A 17,513-nucleotide genomic window follows, 5' to 3' on the forward strand; every position below is an offset into this window, starting at 1 on the left:
TAATCAGGATCGTTTCGGTGGAGGGATTATGGATAAGCAGCAACATTATGAAAAAGAAAGCGCACAAATGCAGATTCGTTTAACAAGAATAATCAGATTGCAGCGTTTGAAGTCTCTCAAAAAGCAGATATATTCTTCGGAAAAGGAACAAGGTAGCATGGTTCTGGAAGCCTCACTAGTGTTACCTGTCTTCTTGTTTTTTATCATGTTTCTCATCTTCATAGTGCAAATGACTCTAATCTCCACAGCGTTACAAAGCACAGCGGGTGAAGCGGTGAAGCAGTTATCAACGAAAATATATCCCGTTTCCCTTGCATTCACACCTTCTGATTCTGCCGGCGGAGAAGGTTCTGGAGGGGGTTGGAAGATACCAGAGTTATCTCTGACGGAATGGGCAGAAGGTTATGCTTCTTCTCTACCCGAGCCATTAAGTGATTGGGTACGTTCAGCGGCGGCCAGTGGTGAACAACCACTACAGGAGATCAAAACATCCGTCTTGGAAACCGTACTTGATCCCACGGTAAAACCGTTGCTTCAACCATTTATCGAGCCAACGCTGCTGAATATGGAACGTGTTCATGTGAATGGTATTTCGGTACCTGATCTTAAAAACAAAACAAATCCGTATTTCCGACTTGAACTGAGTTATGAATTGCCGCTAAAAGTCCCCTTTCTCAGTAAACCGCTACGGATTCAGGCCGCTGCGGCAGAACGGGTATGGATTGGGGATACCGGAGAAGGATCGGATGGCAGTGCAGGAGACGGGGATACTGCGGATTCAGCAACGGTTCTGTCGAAGCCTGACCCGGCTTACATAGGCAACAATGCAATGATCAAGGTGAAGGTAGAACCAGGAGAGACAGCCAACTTAACGATATTTTACAAGTCAGGTGAAAGTTCTGCGAAGCACATCGGCTGGGCTACCGCAGATGAGAATGGAATTATTGAATGGAACTGGTTTGTTGGTACTCGGACAACAGAAGGAACTTGGAGTTTTGTTGTCGAGACAGGGGACGGTGCCAAGACGGAGACTACGTTTACCGTGGCCTCCAGAAAATAAGGAAGGGGATGATAGAGGTGGAGTGGTTTTACATTGCCTGTGGCATATACGTCATTGCAGCTTTTATTACAGATATTCGTTCCATGAAAATTCCAAATCGATTGACTTTACCCGTGACTGTTACAGGCGTATTGGCCCATATCATATGGGGAGGTTGGGATGGTTTCTTGTTCTCAGCCGCTGGATTAGCAGCAGGTTTTGGCATTTTGTTTCTGATGTATGCGATTGGCGCCGTAGGAGCAGGAGATGTGAAATTGTTTGGTGGGATTGGCGCATGGACGGGACTTGTTTTTGGCATTCATGTCATTATTTACTCCGTTTTGTACGCGGGCGCAATAGGTCTAGTGATACTGCTATTCCGAAAGGACTCAGCGAAACGAATTCGAGGCATGGCAGGTAGTCTTGCGGGGTTCTTCATGCTTGGTTCGCTCAAGCTGGTGAACAAGGAGAAGACATTGAAGTTTCCGTTTATGCTGGCGGTGTTACCTGGATTTATCACGGTGCTTGTCTCGGGACTTTTCCCTTTATAAAAGGGAATCAAGAAATCTGGGGATAACAGTGATCGGAAGGTTGTTCCGTCATCGAAGTGCCCAGTGTAACTTTCTTTAGTTGACCTAAATAACAATGGAAAGAGAGGATTGGCATGTATGGATTAACGAGAGATTTTATTCGTAACGGCGGAGCATTCATGGTTTTGGAGAAAGAGGACGGGTTACGAATGGAGGAATTAAGCCGGGTACAGATGGGGATGTTGTCCTCCAATCAGATTCCGCGACTTCTTCCTGTTCATATTCGGGAAGTCGATCGAAATGTAACTTTGCAGTACGACATATCAGGGTACAAGATGTTATCTCAGATGTTAAAGTCAAGCAAAATCAAATTGCGTGTTCTGTATGGTTTGTTGTTCCAACTAGCTGATGCCTTCACGGAATGCCGGCAATACATGCTGGAGCCTCGTAAATTATTGATCCATGAAGAGTACTTGTTCATCAACGGTTCATTCGAACAGGGTGAGCTAGGGATGGTATATGTACCAATCATGGATACGGTTGAAGTTGATCCAACGCCTCAGCAATTCCGTGAGCTGGTGATCAGGCTTATGGCGCATGTACAGGAACTGCAGGGAGAAGGCATTCAGCGTGTTCTGCAGTTATGTGACAATGAACGCTGGGATATCAGACAGTTGCGAGAACTCCTTTTGGAATTATACGCTGACGAGCAAGAGAATGGAGGAGGCGCAGCATTTCTCTCATCCAGAACTTCGGAAACACCCAATGATTCAAGAGGTGATCTTCATTCGTCGATTTCTGAGCGAGATAGCAGGCTAGCCACTGGTACTTCTCGGCCATATCAACCCGGTACTCCCGTTCAAAATGCTGCTGTGGGACCGCAACTAAATTTCCGTCAGCCGCAGAAAACGAGTGAATCTGAGGTGGAAGACATTCCGGTGAGATCTCGAACCTTTCCAGGCAGGCGCTCACCTGAGCAATCTTCATTAGAGAGTTCAAATAGTATGGATAAGAGAGGAAGTAACCCGTATGATTCGCTAGAGCGTGTTGATATGGAAGTGGAGGAGAAGCCCGGATCTTCCAAAGTAACCTATATCATATTGGGCTGTATGGTTGCCATGGCATTGGTATGGAGATTTATTTACATGGAGCAACCGGGACAGACGCAGATGATCCTGTGCATGGTACTAAGCCTTGGCTTGTTTGGTATAGCAGGATGGACGTGGAAACGTAAGGGAAGCCCTCAGAATGATTCAGAGAATAAGCGGTCTTTTTCATTCAATTTAGGTAAGAACAAAGGCAAGCAAATGGAAGATGAAGAGGAACCATTTCAGGAAAGTTGGCGCTGGAATACAGCTGAAAGGCCAGCGGAACGCATAAAACAAACGGTTGCATCCACCTCAGAAGGTAGTAGCGAGCATTCCCGTTATCAAAGTCTGCATGTGACACCTGAACACTCCGAACCATCGCTCGTTCAGCGCCATGTGGAAACGGTAGCTTCAACTTCAGAGCTAATTCGAAATGATGCAGTTGCGGAAGCAACCGTAAATTTGCAGAATCTGGCTAATGGTAAATTTACAGGGGAAGGCCCGGTGATGGCGTCTTATTATCTTGAACGAAGATCTGGCACCAGTGACCAACATGAACGGATGGATGTGCAAGGCGCATCTTTTGTCATCGGAAGATCAGCAGACATGGTTCAGTGGGTGGACACAGCGACCGGCGTGTCCCGTGCTCATGTGGAATTGAGCCGGAACAAATCGGGCTATGTGATTAAGGATCTGGGTTCCGTCAATGGCACCATTCTTCAGGGCAATATTCTTGCTCCGTATAAGGAGTATCCATTGGCGGATGGAGACACCTTTACACTTGCGGAATCAGTCTATACTTATCGGTCGGTTGGATAAGGCCTTGTTCAATCAGTCAGATAAGCCGCGATGCTTCAGATCTTCCAATGCCTGGGTTAAGGTAGGGAAAGTGAACTGGAATCCGTGGTCGAGTGCTTTTTGCGGAATGACTCTCTGCCCCTGAAGCAGAACAACGGATAGTTCACCAACTAAGGTTTTAATTAAAAAGCTGGGTACGGGGAACCAGTGAGGGCGATGATAGACCTTGCCGACCGTACGACCAAATTCATCATTGGTGACCGGATTCGGTGAGGAAGCATTAACCGGACCTGACACTTGTTTATTTTGAATGCTAAAGTCAATCAGCCTTACGATATCCATAATGTGAATCCAGCTGGTCCATTGCTTGCCACTGCCGATCTTGCCGCCAACACCGAGCATGTAAGGGAGTTTCATCAATGGAAAGGCTCCTTTTTTATGGCCAAGCACCAGGCTAACCCTGATTTTGACGAGTCTGACATGCTTGATGGCATCTGCAGCTATTTCCCATTGTTCTGAGACCCGGGACGGGAAGTTCATTGATTTTTGTGGACTGCTCTCGTCAAAGGTTTCGTTAGGGGAGGTTCCATAGATGGCCATGGCAGAAGCCTGAACGACCACTTCCGGCTTTTGTTCCAGAGACTCCACCAATCGGGCTACCCGCGCTACGGTCGTGACTCTGGATTCAACAATCTCCAGCTTCGCTTTGGTTGTCCAACGTTGATTCAGTGTTTCTCCGGCAAGGTTAACGAGAGCGTCCATACCTTCCAGCAAGTGAGGTTGTTCTTCGACTTGTTCCCACGATATATATGTAAGATTTTTACTTGGATTATGCAAGTCAGGCAGTTTTCGTGTAATAACTTTCACATGGTGCCCGGCTTGCAGCCAGTAATCTACAAGTGCTCCTCCTACAAATCCGGTACCTCCACAAATGGCAATTTTCATATCAAACATCCTCTCTGTATTTTCACTGCGCTGATATATTACCGTTGGATCGACAAACAGCCCCGTACGGTAAGCAATGCCTGTTGGGAATAACTTACCTGACGGAGCATATCTGTATCTAATTAACCAAATTTATATGTCATTTAACTCATCTTTTATTTTATTTAATCAAATGTTGATAAGGGGAATAATCGATTTTGTTTTTCTCCAAAAATTTGACCAAAAACTTATTATCCCTTTTCGGTGTGGCTATAATGTAACCTTTGATGCAGTGATCTCTCGATACTTCCGTGGCGTCGTCTTCAACTGCAATTTTACCGATCTCTGCAGCAATGGAATGTTTGGCAATGTCACGAAATGGCCCTGGCACAGGCTCCACAAGTTGATCCAAAAAAGCTTTGGCTTCATCTGTCCATAAGTGACGGCTGGCTTCAACCCAATAATTCTGCCAATCCAGTTTGGACTTTCCGTCCGCTTTTGGTAGCACTTTCAAAAACTTGCGCATCATAAAAAATCCACCGATACACATGCTGCCAAGCAATAAAAAAGTCCAGAATGCGATCGTATTCATAAACCAATTGCTGGGGGAACTGCTGGTCAGTATCATCGCGTAGGAGTCGAAAATCATTGCGGAGTCACCTCGGTTCATTGATTTTCACGGAAAGACGGATTCCGCCTACCCATGTTCCACATATTAGCTGTAAAAAATAGCCTCTATCCCGAATTATAGCGCATTTCTAGATTTATTTCGATAATCGCGTTAGAATAAGGGATAATTCAGATTAAGGGGGATCAATAATGCTGAAAATCGGCTCCCACGTGTCCTTTTCGGACAAGGGATTATTGAGTGCAACGAAGGAAGCGTCCTCGTACGGTTCCAGTTCGTTTATGATATATACGGGTGCACCACAGAATACACGTCGCAAGCCAATCGAATCCATGTATATTGAAGAAGGCAAACTTGCCATGCAAGAGGGTGGAATGGAAGATATCGTTGTCCATGCACCGTACATTATTAATCTTGGCTCATACAAAGACAACACGTATAGACTCGCTGTAGATTTCCTTCAGGAAGAGATCCGTCGTACACATGCCATTGGTGTGAAAAACATCGTATTACATCCCGGCGCTTTTACAGACAAAGATGCCCACTATGGGATCGGACGGATCGCAGAAGGGTTGAATGAAGTGCTGGAGGGTGTGAAAGAGACAGATGTGAACATTGCTCTGGAGACCATGGCTGGCAAAGGTACGGAGATGGGTCGCAGTTTCGAAGAAATCGCCCAGATTATTGAGAAAGTAACGTATAACGAACGTCTGACTGTGTGTATGGATACATGCCACATTCATGATGCCGGATACGATATCGTTAACGATTTTGACGGTGTACTGGAACAGTTCGATCGCACTGTAGGACTTGACCGCATTGCCGTAATGCATATTAATGATAGTAAGAATGCTGTGGGTGCGCACAAGGACCGTCATACACCAATTGGCTCTGGCTGGATCGGGTTTGAAGCGATTAACCGCATCGTTAACCATGAGAAGCTTCAAGGACGTCCATTTATTCTGGAGACACCTTGGATTGGTAAAGAGGCCAAGACACAGCGTCCAATGTATGAGGTGGAGATTGCCCTGCTTCGTGGGGATGTTGCCGGTCGATTCGGCCAGGAATTCCTGACAGAAGTAGAACAGTTGCAACACTTTTTCAAAGGTAAAGAGATTGAGTCTCGTTCGTATATTCTGGATGTGTGGACGCTGCTCAAAAATGATGCCAAAGCCAAAAAGGCAGATCCGCGCGAACCGCTGGAACGCCTCTATGACATGGTGGCTGAAGCTGCACTATTCCCGCATTTGAATGAAGAACAACTGAATCATCGCTTGATTGCATGGCTTGCGGGTTAATCCCGCAGGTCATGGCTTAATTGAAGGAGGAAGAATAACCCGATGGAGATCCACGCTAAACAAGTACGCCCTGATTCTAAAAACCGCGCCGATCGTGCGCGCATGCTTATTTCCTGTCCAGATGGTCCAGGAATTGTAGCTGCCGTATCTCATTTCCTGCACCAGCATGGTGCAAACATTGTTCAGTCGGACCAGTATACCATGGACCCTGCTGGCGGCATGTTCTTTATGCGGATTGAGTTTGATCTTCCACAATTGTTGGTCAATTTGCCGAAACTCGAAGCTGATTTTGCAGAAGTGGCAAGCCGTTTCCAGATGGAGTGGACGTTATCTGCGGTCAGCCGCAAGAAAAAACTGGCTATCTTTGTATCCAAAGAAGATCATTGTCTGGTTGAATTGTTGTGGCAATGGCAGGCAGGCGACCTGGATGCCGATATTGCGCTTGTGGTCAGCAACCATCTGGACATGAAGGACTATGTAGAATCATTCGGTATTCCATATCATCATATTCCGGTTACAGCAGATACGAAGAAAGAAGCGGAACAGCGCCAACTGGACGTCATCGGCAACGATGTGGATGTGATCATTCTGGCTCGTTACATGCAGATCATCTCTCCCATGTTCATTGAGCACTACCGTAATCGAATCATTAATATCCACCATTCGTTCCTGCCAGCCTTTGTGGGTGGTAAACCGTATGCGCAGGCGTACAACCGTGGTGTCAAAATTATCGGTGCGACAGCCCACTATGTTACGGAAGAACTGGATGGCGGCCCGATTATTGAACAGGACGTGCAGCGTGTAAGCCACGGGGACGATGTAACCGAGCTGAAACGTATCGGACGTACCATTGAGCGTGTTGTGCTCGCACGTGCCGTGAAATGGCATGTTGAAGACCGTGTTCTCGTTCACGAAAATAAAACCGTCGTATTTTAAGCTCATGCTTTAATACTGTGCAAGGTTGATTCGGAACCACATAATAGATTAACAACAAAGCGACCCCAATCGTTTACGAAACGGGAGTCGCTTTTTTTGTTGTGTTGATATACTTTCCGCACAAGCCAAGCACAGTACCAAACAGCAGATGTCCTACAATCCAGTAGAGGATGGCGGACACATCGTACAGCTCTGGAACACGTGATGACAATTGAGAGAGTGGGATATAGAGCAAGGACGAGACTGCACCAAGTAAAATTCCTTTGATCATAGGGCGGCCTGAATGCCTTACCCACCACAGATAGAAGATGCCGATGACAACGGACACGATGAGATGCAAAGCAAATTCAATGAATTCGGGTAAGGTTGGCGGAAGACCAGGCACAAAATCAATATTCAGCAGCAGGGTATATACTTGTTCGCCTGTGCTGGCCTGAATCATTTTGAGGAAAAACCCAAGTACAACTCCCGAGAGGATTCCCGTTAAAATACCGGATAACCAGGGTAATGAGTTTTTTACCGATGTTGATGGGTGAGCAGCAGGATCTGGCATGATCGTGACCTCCTATGATTGACGCGTGTACATCTGAAAAGTAAACCAATGCCCGAATCTCGAATCCATAATTAAGGAACATTATATGTGAATTGAGGATGAATATCTAAAAAATGCATGGTTTTCAGGTTAAAGGTTATACTTCATGCGATGGATTTGTGAGGCTCCTTAAGTCTGCTTTTGGAATTTAGTACCTTGTAAAGTACGATTTTTGCTTGATAAGCTAAGGATTATTCATCACAAACCACCGATTTTCACGAACTTCTAAAAGAAGGTTATGGAAAAGCTTCACGCCAAGTGATACAATACAAAAGTGAATAAGTCAAAATGAAACACTCAAGCGGATTCACTTATTGTGAAATTCGGTTTGCTTGTATGATGAGAGGGATTCGCTTGCGCACCCGACTTATCTAAAGACATGAGGAGGACAAACCATGACTGACAAGAACGAAGCGATTCAAAAGGACGAGAACACCACAATCGACAACCTGTCGATTACTACCGTACGTACTTTGGCGATTGATGCAATTGAGAAGGCAAATTCCGGACATCCGGGTATGCCTATGGGCTCCGCTCCAATGGGGTACCAACTTTTTGCAAAAACGATGACTCATAACCCGGACCACCCAACTTGGGTTAACCGGGACCGTTTTGTCCTGTCTGCAGGACATGGCTCCATGTTGCTGTACAGCTTGCTGCACCTGAGCGGATATGATCTTCCAATGGAAGAACTGAAACAGTTCCGTCAATGGGGAAGCAAAACTCCGGGTCACCCGGAATTTGGACATACTGCAGGTGTTGATGCAACAACCGGCCCACTGGGTCAAGGTATTGCAATGGCTGTAGGTATGGCGATGGCTGAAGCTCAACTGGGCGCAACATACAATAAAGACAAATTCAACGTAGTTGACCACTACACTTACGCAATCTGTGGTGATGGTGACTTGATGGAAGGCGTATCTCATGAATCAGCTTCCCTGGCTGGACGTTTGCACCTGGGCAAATTGATCATGTTGTTCGACTCCAATGACATCACGTTGGATGGTAAATTGGATCTGTCTTCTTCCGAAAGCATCGCGAAGCGTTTTGAAGCTTATGGCTGGCAAGTGCTGCGCGTTGAAGATGGTAACGATCTGCCTGCAATCGAAAAAGCAATTCAGGAAGGTCAAGCAGATACACTGCGTCCTACACTGATCGAAGTTAAAACGGTTATCGGTTATGGTAGCCCTAACAAACAAGGTAAAGGCGGCCACGGCGGTACTCACGGATCTCCACTGGGTGCAGACGAAGCCAAATTGACTAAAGAGTATTACAAATGGGTTTACGAAGAAAACTTCCACGTACCAGCTGAAGTTCGCGATCACTTTGCACAAGTGAAAGATCGTGGTATCTCTGCTAACAAAGCTTGGGATGAGAAATTTGCCGAGTACAAAAAAGCTTTCCCTGAGCTGGCAGCTCAATTCGAAACAGCGATTAACGGCGACCTTCCAGAAGGTTGGGACCGTGATCTTCCTAAATATGCAGCAACAGACAAAGCTCTTTCCACTCGTGTAGCATCCGGTAACGCTCTGAACGGTCTGGCACACAACGTGCCACAACTGACAGGCGGATCTGCTGACTTGGAAAGCTCTACAATGACTCACCTGAACAACCTGGAGAACTTCACACCAGAAGATTACTCCGGCCGTAACATCTACTTCGGTATCCGTGAATTCGGTATGGCTGGAGCAATGAACGGTATGGCACTGCACAGCGGTGTGAAAGTATTCGGAGGTACGTTCTTCGTATTTACCGATTACCTGCGTCCGGCTGTTCGTCTGGCTGCCCTGATGGGATTGCCTGTAACGTATGTTCTGACTCACGACAGTATCGCTGTTGGTGAAGATGGTCCTACGCACGAACCAATCGAGCAACTGGCATCCCTGCGTATCATTCCTAACCTGACGGTTATTCGTCCGGCTGATGGTAATGAAACTTCGGCTGCTTGGGCTTATGCGCTTGAGAACAAGAGCAACCCGGTTGCACTCGTACTCACTCGTCAAAACCTGCCGATCCTGGAAGGTACGGTTGAAGGTTCACGTGAGAACGTGAAACGTGGTGCTTATGTTGTCTCTGATGCAAAAGATGGCAAAGCGGTAGCACAAATCATCGCTACAGGTTCTGAAGTGCAATTGGCTGTTAAAGCTCAAGCAGCACTTGCTGAACAAGGTATCCAAGTTCGCGTAATCAGCATGCCAAGCTGGGATCTGTTCGAGAAACAAGACAAAGCTTACAAAGAGTCCGTTCTTCTTCCGGATGTTAAAGCTCGTCTTGCGATTGAAATGGCTTATCCAATGGGCTGGGAAAAATATGTTGGAGATCAAGGTGACATTCTCGGAATCAGCACATTTGGTGCATCCGCGCCTGGCGACCGTGTTATCCAAGAATATGGCTTTACAGTGGACAACGTGGTTAGCCGCGTAAAAGCATTGCTGTAATAGAGGTTGTTGAAAAAGTCTGCTTTTGATTACGAAGGATGCCTCACGGCATCATCAGCGTCGAAGATGGGATTCAGCCGAAATGTCCGTTGCTCACGTAGTTTTCTCCTACGCTCCGCTACTCCATTTCTAGCTTCATCCCATCTTCGCGGTACTGAAAACCTGACTTTTTGAACACGCACTTATAGCTTCATAAGCGCTGCTATGGTCGGGAGAGCTTCATGCTGTCCTGATCCATGGCAGTAAGTTATTTCCGCAGAGCATGGGCGGTAACTCGTTATCGCCCTGATCTGTTTTGCCTTTTGTTTTCATTAACTTCAGGGGAGCGGGTACGCATGTCACAATTCGATCAAGTCAGTGTAGTGAAAGAGGCCAACATTTATTATGATGGTCAGGTAACCAGCAGAACGGTTATTTTGGGGGATGGCAGCAAAGTGACTCTAGGCATCATGCTTCCAGGCAGTTATGAGTTCGGTACGGATTCCCGTGAAATTATGGAGATTCTGTCCGGAGATCTGAAAGTATTGCTTCCCGGAGAAGAAGAGTGGCAAGAGATTCAAGGCCAAGCTACGTTCCACGTGCCTGCCGAGTCCAAATTTAAACTGGAGATACGCAGCGTTACTGACTACGTCTGCTCGTACCCGGCGGAATAACATAAGAAGGGTAAGCAGAACCGCAACCCGCGGATTCGGTTTACCCTTTTTGCTTCTTGAATTCTAACGACAAAGTTCGAGCTGCAAGCTTGTCAGCCCCGTGGATTTGAAGTATCCTTAAGGCAAGTTGTTTAGAATGGAATACGGATACGGAAAAAATATAACCGAAATCAGGAGGTTTTTGAGATCATGGCAAAAAAAGTGACATTTGACTATAGCACGGCATTGCAATTTGTAAATCAGCATGAAGTGGATTATTTTGCAGAACCGATTCGTCTGGCTCACGAGCAGCTTCACAACGGAACAGGAACAGGCTCCGATTATCTGGGCTGGATTGACCTGCCGACGGCTTATGACAAAGAAGAGTTCGCCCGCATTCAAAAAGCGGCTGCCAAAATCCAACGCGACTCCGAAGTACTGATCGTTATCGGTATCGGTGGATCATACCTGGGTGCACGTGCAGCGATTGAAATGCTGACTCACTCTTTCTATAACAATCTGCCAAAAGACAAACGCAAAACACCTGAAATCTATTTTGCAGGAAACAATATCAGTTCCACATATGTAACTCATTTGCTGGATCTGGTTGAAGGCAAAGATTTCTCCGTTAACGTCATCTCCAAATCCGGTACAACAACAGAGCCAGCAATTGCATTCCGTATCTTCCGTGCAGCACTGGAAGAGAAATACGGTAAAGAAGAAGCTCGCAAACGCATCTATGCTACAACAGACAAAGCACGCGGTGCATTGAAAGAACTGGCAAATGCAGAAGGATACGAATCTTTCATTATCCCGGATGATGTAGGCGGACGTTACTCCGTTCTGACAGCTGTAGGTTTGCTGCCAATCGCAGCAGCTGGTATCAGCATCGAAGAAATGATGCAAGGTGCGGCTGACGCATCCAAGGAATACAGCAACCCGAACGTAGCTGAGAATGAAGCATATCAATATGCTGCAGTTCGTAACGCATTGTATCGCAAAGGCAAAGGAACTGAGATTCTTGTAAACTATGAGCCTTCCCTGCACTTCGTATCCGAGTGGTGGAAACAACTGTTTGGAGAGAGTGAAGGTAAAGACTACAAAGGGATCTATCCTGCATCCGTTGATTTCTCTACAGACTTGCACTCCATGGGTCAATTCATTCAGGAAGGTAGCCGGAATATTTTCGAAACTGTTATCCAGGTTACTGAAGTTGCAGAGCATATCTCAATCAAATCCGATCCGGACGATCTGGATGGTTTGAACTTCCTTGAAGGTAAAACTATGGACTTTGTTAACAAAAAAGCATTCCAAGGAACACTGCTTGCACATACAGATGGTCAAGTGCCAAACCTGATTGTGAACATTCCAGATATGACTCCATATTCTTTCGGATATCTGGTATACTTCTTTGAAAAAGCATGCGGTATCAGTGGCTACCTGCTGGGCGTCAATCCATTTGACCAACCAGGCGTGGAAGCTTACAAGAAGAATATGTTTGCATTGCTGGGCAAACCAGGCTTTGAAGAAGAGAAAGCAGCGCTCGAAGCGAGACTTTCCGAATAATTCATCGGTCTGCTCATATAGTTGAATAAGGTAATGTAAATCTAACTGGGAATCACTGTTTGTGTAAGATGCAGGGTTCCCGGATGTAGATAACCAGGGCAGTTCGTCCGCGTTCGCGCGGTGAACTGCTTTCTTGTAAAATGGACTCAGGAAAAGATCAGAAAGTTGGATTTGGAATGATTGAACGTTATCGCACGGTTCGAGGACCGGGCAATCTGGAAATTGTAATCAAGAAGTCGCGATTTATCGGTCATATTATGCCGGTCACGACAGAGGCAGAAGCTGTTGCTTTCATCGATGAGATCAAGAAAAAACATTGGAATGCAACTCATAACTGCTCTGCATACATGATTGGGGAGCGGGACGAGATCCAGAAGCAATCCGATGACGGGGAACCCAGCGGAACAGCAGGGAAACCCATTCTTGAAGTGATCAAAAATCAGAAATTAAAAAATGTGGCAATTGTGGTTACGCGATACTTCGGGGGAATTATGCTTGGAGCTGGCGGGTTAATTCGTGCTTATACGGATGGAGCTGTAGCAGCCATTGAAGCCGGAGAAGCCATTACCAACGTGCTGCATCGTGAAGTGTTTGTTGAACTGGATTATACGTGGCTGGGTAAAGTGGAAAATGAGTTAAGAAGCCGGGAAGTCCGTACAGGTGAAACTGGATTCACCGATAAGGTTACGTTGACTTGTCTTCCGCCGGATAGTGAAACCGAGGCTTTTGTAGCCTGGATCACGGATTTGACGCAAGGGCAATCCCGGATCACGGAGGGACAGCGGCTTTATTTTATTGAAGGGGAATAAAATATATGGCTAGAAGAGCAGTCGAACAGGAGTTGTCGAGGGAGCGGATACTGGAGGCGGCGAGGCACCTTTTTATTACCAAAGGATACCGCGCCATTTCGATGCGAAGCATCGGCCAGCATCTGGGCTATAGTCATGGGTCGCTGTATTATCACTTTAAGGAAAAGGCAGAGCTGTTCTATGCCATCGTGGTTGAAGATTTTAATCATCTGGGGCATTTGCTGCTGCAAGCCATGGTCAGGCCGGTTCGTGATGATGTGAGCAAGGTAGAGCATATCATGATGGAGTTTATTCGCTTTGGTCTGGAGAATCCATACCAATACGAAATTATGTTTATGATCAGGGACGAAGAACTGTTGTCTTATTGTCGTGCCGAACAGGGACGTTGCTTCGAATTGTTTGCATCGATTATAAGGCAGTATATGAATGAAGAGAACTGTACGGAAGAGGATATTCAAAGGGTACCGCGTACGCTATTTTTGGCTATGCACGGATTCATTTCTTATTACATTCAGGACCGTTTAACGTTTGTGGAGATTGAATCGTCTGCGCTGTCTCATGTCAAAGTGCTGTGCCGCAATCTGGGTCAGCAGTCTGGCGACCAATAATGGCGCTGTTGTTGCACCCCTACACTTCAGGGCGGTGATTTGTCATAACTTTAATCCTTTATAACGTTGTCTCGCGAAAGTTAGTATGCGCAGCAAACCAAGTCAGGCGGCTCCGACCCGGAATGAGGGTGGACCGCCTGTTTGTGTTTATCAAAAATGAACGAGTGGGTGGCAGGCCTATTGGACCCAACTAACCTTCCATGATTTTGAGGAAGTACTCCCGCTCACGTGGTCCATCGAATTCGCAAAAGTAAATGCCTTGCCAGCGGCCAAGCAGCAGCCTGCCTTCGTGAATAATCACCGTCTGTGATGGCCCTGTAGTGATCGATTTGAGGTGAGAGGCTGTATTGCCTTCGGCATGTCGATACTCGGGATGCTCCCAAGGGTATACTTCGTCCAGACGCAACAAGACATCGTGTTTCACATCCGGGTCTGCATTTTCGTTGATGGCAATACCGGCCGTCGTATGTGGACAGTAGATGAGCACCGTCCCATTCTGCACTCCGCTACTCTGGACAACCTGCTTCACGTCCCATGTGATATCCTTCATTTCGTCTCGTGTGGAAGTGGATATATTCTTCGTATATAACATGTTAGATCACTCCTTATCATCTCTGTTCTTACCCTCGATTGTACCTTAACCACTACATACCAAACAAACCACAATGACGCTGATTATGGGAATTGCACCATAACGAAGAGGACAGAAATAACCTGAAGTGATTTTTATTAATCGTTCTCATATGAGGCCCAATTATATTCAATAAAAGCATTGACGATTAGCACTGCAAACTGGTAAAGTATCAGAAAAGCAAAACCAAGTAGACTAATGGGAATAATATTAAAGTAATATCATCCAACTTAGGGAAAATGTCGTATTAAAACCAGGAAGACTGCCGACCGGAGCTAAAGCCGGAGGCTGGGAGGGAACGCAGCAATGAATACCGTTCTTCGTCATAAGGGATGGACTTGGGGATTCCGCAGTACCGTATTGTTATATTTTATCGTACTTATTGTACTTCCAATCATCGGTGTGTACGTCAATTCCTTCTCCGAAGGATGGAGCAACTTTGTTCAGAGCATTATGGACCCCATCGCGTGGAAAGCCGTACTGCTGACCATTCGGCTGGCCGTGATTGCCACGCTGATTAATGTGGTTTTGGGCACGATGATCGCTTGGGTGTTGACAAGGTATCGCTTTGTAGGTCGATCGTTTCTCAACAGTCTGGTTGATCTCCCGTTTGCACTGCCAACAGCGGTGGGCGGCTTGATGATTATGCTGCTTTTGGGTCCGGTCAGTGCCATCGGGAGACTGGCAGAATCCATGGGATTTGAGATTGTATTTCACCAGCCCGCCATTGTTATCGCGATGACCTTTGTCACGTTTCCGTTTGTTATCCGTGCGGTGCAGCCTTTGCTGGAAGAAATCGATCCTTCCGAGGAAGAGGCCTCGTACACGATGGGGGCATCCAAGGCTCGCACGTTCATGCAGGTTATTTTGCCTTCCATGGCACCTGGCATGATCAGTGGGGGGATGCTCGCTTTCTCCAGAGGACTGGCTGAATTTGGTGCTGTCGTGCTGGTGGCTGGTAACATTCCGGGCAGAACACTGACCGCTTCCGTATTTATCTACGGGGAGATTGAAAGTGATAATCCAACGGGAGCTGCTGCTGTATCCGTGTTGCTCCTGACGCTCTCCTTCCTGATCCTCTGGCTGATCAATCTGGTGCAGATGCGGGGGAGAAGACGATGAGACGACTCTTAATCGGACTGACGTTTGCGGTATTTATTGTACTGCTGATCATCCCGCTCGGACGCATTTTTATTGGTGCATTTGAAGACGGGGCAGGTGGATTCCTGAAAGGGTTAATGCGTCCTGAGGCGCTACATGCCTTGATGATGACCGGACTGGTTGTCCTGGTGGTCACCCTGTTAAATACATTGTTTGGCATCATGATGGCTCTGTATCTGGTTCGTGCCGGATGGCTGAGTGAAAAGATAAAAGGGCTGCTGAACAGCATTGTAGACCTGCCTTATGCCGTATCTCCTGTCATTGGCGGTTTGATGATTGTGTTGATGTTGGGACCTAACAGCATTATGGGCGCTTTTTTTGAAGGGATTGGATTCAATGTGGTCTATGCCTTCCCGGGTATGGTGATCGCAACGTTATTTGTTACCTTTCCACTGATGGTCAGAGAGGTTATGCCTGTCCTGCAGGAACTCGGTTCCCAGCAAGAGGAGGCCGCATCTACACTTGGCGCATACGGCTGGAGAACGTTCTGGAGTGTGACATGGCCTTCGATCCGCTGGGCGGTAGTGTATGGTCTAGTCTTGACGGTTGCGCGCTCGCTTGGGGAATTCGGTGCAGTGCTGGTGGTATCCGGTAATATTATGAACAAAACGCAGACCGCAACAACCCTGGTGTATCAGGATGTTGAGAATTTTAATGTGGCTGCCGCAAATGGTGTGGCGTTGGTGCTGGTAACCTTCTCCGTCGGGCTGCTGCTCATGATGGAATGGGCCAAGAAGCGAAAGGAAGTGCATTGATATGCATGTAGAAGTCCGTGATCTGAACAAACATTTCGGTGATTTTCATGCGGTAAAAGATGTCTCATTCGATATTGCCAAAGGCCATCTGATCGGTCTGCTTGGACCCAGCGGAGGCGGGAAAACGTCCATTCTGCGGATGCTTGCGGGTCTGGAGAATCCGGGTTCCGGGGAGATTCGCTTTCACGGAAAAGTCGTGAACCATCTGCCTCCACAGGAGCGGGGCATCGGATTTGTATTCCAGAACTATGCCTTGTTCAAACATATGACGGTATTTGAGAATATCGCCTTTGGACTCAAGGTTAAGAAGACACCAAAAGCCCAGATCCGTGATCGGGTAATGGAACTGGTTGAACTGACCGGGTTAAAAGGTTTCGAACAGCGCTATCCGCATCAGCTGTCTGGTGGGCAGCGTCAGCGTGTTGCTTTTGCCAGAGCACTCGCCCCGGAGCCACAGCTGTTATTGCTGGACGAACCGTTCGCGGCCATTGATGCCAAGATCCGTCAGGAACTGCGTTCATGGTTACGTGAGCTAATCGAGCGGGTAGGAATCACTTCGATTTTTGTAACACATGACCAGGATGAAGCGATTGAAGTGGCGGACGAGATTATGATTATCAGCCAAGGTCGTCTGGAGCAAAAGGGCACACCTTGGGATATATACAAAAACCCGCAGACCCCTTTTGTCGCTACATTTATCGGGGAGTCTACGGTTGTGGAGGATGCCTCCCAGTTGAAAGGATTCGAACATGCGGTTGAGGGTGAAGGTACCAAAGCGCTGATCCGACCGGAGTATATTGAGATCGGCTTGAAAAACGAATTCACCATGCTGTCTGCAACGGAAAAAGGTACAGTCAAACATCTTCATTTCCGCGGCAGTGAATGGATGGTAGAGGTGGACGTACAGGGTCATAAGTTAATCACATATCGTTCCCTGGAGAAAACGACATTGGAGATCGGTCAACAAATTCGAGTCCTTGTACACCGTGCATACCTGTTCAATGACTCCAACAGTTGGGTGGTTGAGAACCGACTGAAGGAAGATCCGATGCCGGTGATGATTTAGATCAAGTGGAAGAA

17 protein-coding genes are annotated in these 17,513 nt (G+C 46.9%); 13 read left to right on the plus strand and 4 right to left on the minus strand.

Features of this window, described 5'->3' with window-relative positions:
• Nucleotides 1-28 precede the first annotated feature (28 nt).
• From ACE04G_RS12280 to ACE04G_RS12290, 3 genes are all read left to right on the plus strand, one after another.
• Nucleotides 29-1,060 carry a pilus assembly protein gene (locus ACE04G_RS12280; protein ID WP_445252509.1) on the plus strand — a complete coding sequence of 344 codons (1,032 nt, stop codon included), beginning with the start codon at nucleotides 29-31 and terminating at the stop codon, nucleotides 1,058-1,060.
• 8 nt (nucleotides 1,061-1,068) lie between these two features.
• Complete coding sequence (locus ACE04G_RS12285) at nucleotides 1,069-1,590, plus strand: A24 family peptidase (RefSeq protein WP_339307335.1); 522 nt, start codon at nucleotides 1,069-1,071, stop codon at nucleotides 1,588-1,590.
• Nucleotides 1,591-1,703: 113 nt separating this feature from the next.
• Nucleotides 1,704-3,476, plus strand: a complete 1,773-nt coding sequence (locus ACE04G_RS12290; RefSeq protein WP_339307337.1) for a DUF6382 domain-containing protein — start codon at nucleotides 1,704-1,706, stop codon at nucleotides 3,474-3,476.
• 12 nt (nucleotides 3,477-3,488) lie between these two features.
• Here the strand turns inward: ACE04G_RS12290 and ACE04G_RS12295 are convergent, their stop codons facing one another.
• Nucleotides 3,489-4,400, minus strand: a complete 912-nt coding sequence (locus tag ACE04G_RS12295; RefSeq protein ID WP_237176502.1) for a TIGR01777 family oxidoreductase — start codon at nucleotides 4,398-4,400, stop codon at nucleotides 3,489-3,491.
• Between the two features lie 160 nt (nucleotides 4,401-4,560).
• Nucleotides 4,561-5,028 carry a DUF2621 domain-containing protein gene (locus ACE04G_RS12300; protein WP_221819344.1) on the minus strand — a complete coding sequence of 156 codons (468 nt, stop codon included), beginning with the start codon at nucleotides 5,026-5,028 and terminating at the stop codon, nucleotides 4,561-4,563.
• Nucleotides 5,029-5,198: 170 nt separating this feature from the next.
• Here ACE04G_RS12300 and ACE04G_RS12305 point away from each other — a divergent pair, with 170 nt between their 5' ends.
• Together ACE04G_RS12305 and purU are read left to right on the plus strand one after the other, a co-directional pair.
• The gene (locus tag ACE04G_RS12305) at nucleotides 5,199-6,305 is read left to right on the plus strand and encodes a deoxyribonuclease IV (protein WP_221819193.1); all 1,107 of its coding nucleotides are present in this window, start codon (nucleotides 5,199-5,201) and stop codon (nucleotides 6,303-6,305) included.
• Between the two features lie 42 nt (nucleotides 6,306-6,347).
• Nucleotides 6,348-7,241, plus strand: coding sequence for a formyltetrahydrofolate deformylase (gene purU / locus ACE04G_RS12310; protein WP_017689986.1), 894 nt, complete (start codon nucleotides 6,348-6,350; stop codon nucleotides 7,239-7,241).
• A 73-nt stretch (nucleotides 7,242-7,314) separates the two neighbouring features.
• On the opposite strand, the gene ACE04G_RS12315 is transcribed toward purU, so the two are convergent.
• Nucleotides 7,315-7,794 carry a hypothetical protein gene (locus ACE04G_RS12315; protein ID WP_339307340.1) on the minus strand — a complete coding sequence of 160 codons (480 nt, stop codon included), beginning with the start codon at nucleotides 7,792-7,794 and terminating at the stop codon, nucleotides 7,315-7,317.
• A gap of 434 nt (nucleotides 7,795-8,228) precedes the next feature.
• On the opposite strand from ACE04G_RS12315, the gene tkt reads away from it, so the two are divergent.
• The 5 genes from tkt (at nucleotide 8,229) to ACE04G_RS12340 (ending at nucleotide 13,886) form a co-directional block, all read left to right on the plus strand.
• Entirely contained in the window at nucleotides 8,229-10,271 is a 2,043-nt protein-coding gene (tkt, locus tag ACE04G_RS12320; protein WP_036610788.1) for a transketolase, read from the plus strand.
• Nucleotides 10,272-10,606: 335 nt separating this feature from the next.
• On the plus strand, nucleotides 10,607-10,924 hold the full coding sequence (ppnP, locus tag ACE04G_RS12325; protein WP_017689983.1) for a pyrimidine/purine nucleoside phosphorylase: 318 nt from the start codon (nucleotides 10,607-10,609) through the stop codon (nucleotides 10,922-10,924).
• A gap of 189 nt (nucleotides 10,925-11,113) precedes the next feature.
• Nucleotides 11,114-12,469 (plus strand): glucose-6-phosphate isomerase, encoded by a 1,356-nt coding sequence (locus ACE04G_RS12330; protein WP_486094469.1) that lies wholly within the window; start codon nucleotides 11,114-11,116, stop codon nucleotides 12,467-12,469.
• Between the two features lie 176 nt (nucleotides 12,470-12,645).
• On the plus strand, nucleotides 12,646-13,278 hold the full coding sequence (locus tag ACE04G_RS12335; protein ID WP_339308633.1) for a YigZ family protein: 633 nt from the start codon (nucleotides 12,646-12,648) through the stop codon (nucleotides 13,276-13,278).
• Between the two features lie 5 nt (nucleotides 13,279-13,283).
• On the plus strand, nucleotides 13,284-13,886 hold the full coding sequence (locus tag ACE04G_RS12340) for a TetR/AcrR family transcriptional regulator (protein ID WP_221819202.1): 603 nt from the start codon (nucleotides 13,284-13,286) through the stop codon (nucleotides 13,884-13,886).
• A 190-nt stretch (nucleotides 13,887-14,076) separates the two neighbouring features.
• Here the strand turns inward: ACE04G_RS12340 and ACE04G_RS12345 are convergent, their stop codons facing one another.
• The gene (locus tag ACE04G_RS12345; RefSeq protein ID WP_076327247.1) at nucleotides 14,077-14,478 is read right to left on the minus strand and encodes a secondary thiamine-phosphate synthase enzyme YjbQ; all 402 of its coding nucleotides are present in this window, start codon (nucleotides 14,476-14,478) and stop codon (nucleotides 14,077-14,079) included.
• Between the two features lie 345 nt (nucleotides 14,479-14,823).
• On the opposite strand from ACE04G_RS12345, the gene cysT reads away from it, so the two are divergent.
• The 3 genes from cysT to ACE04G_RS12360 are packed head-to-tail and all read left to right on the plus strand — an operon-like array spanning nucleotide 14,824 to nucleotide 17,499.
• Nucleotides 14,824-15,639, plus strand: coding sequence for a sulfate ABC transporter permease subunit CysT (cysT, locus tag ACE04G_RS12350; RefSeq protein WP_339307342.1), 816 nt, complete (start codon nucleotides 14,824-14,826; stop codon nucleotides 15,637-15,639).
• Complete coding sequence (locus ACE04G_RS12355) at nucleotides 15,636-16,433, plus strand: sulfate ABC transporter permease subunit (protein WP_221819205.1); 798 nt, start codon at nucleotides 15,636-15,638, stop codon at nucleotides 16,431-16,433. Before cysT ends, ACE04G_RS12355 begins: the two co-directional genes overlap by 4 nt.
• 1 nt (nucleotide 16,434) lies before the next feature.
• The gene (locus ACE04G_RS12360; protein WP_127544178.1) at nucleotides 16,435-17,499 is read left to right on the plus strand and encodes a sulfate/molybdate ABC transporter ATP-binding protein; all 1,065 of its coding nucleotides are present in this window, start codon (nucleotides 16,435-16,437) and stop codon (nucleotides 17,497-17,499) included.
• Nucleotides 17,500-17,513: the final 14 nt, after the last annotated feature.

The organism is Paenibacillus sp. AGC31, from assembly GCF_057334655.1.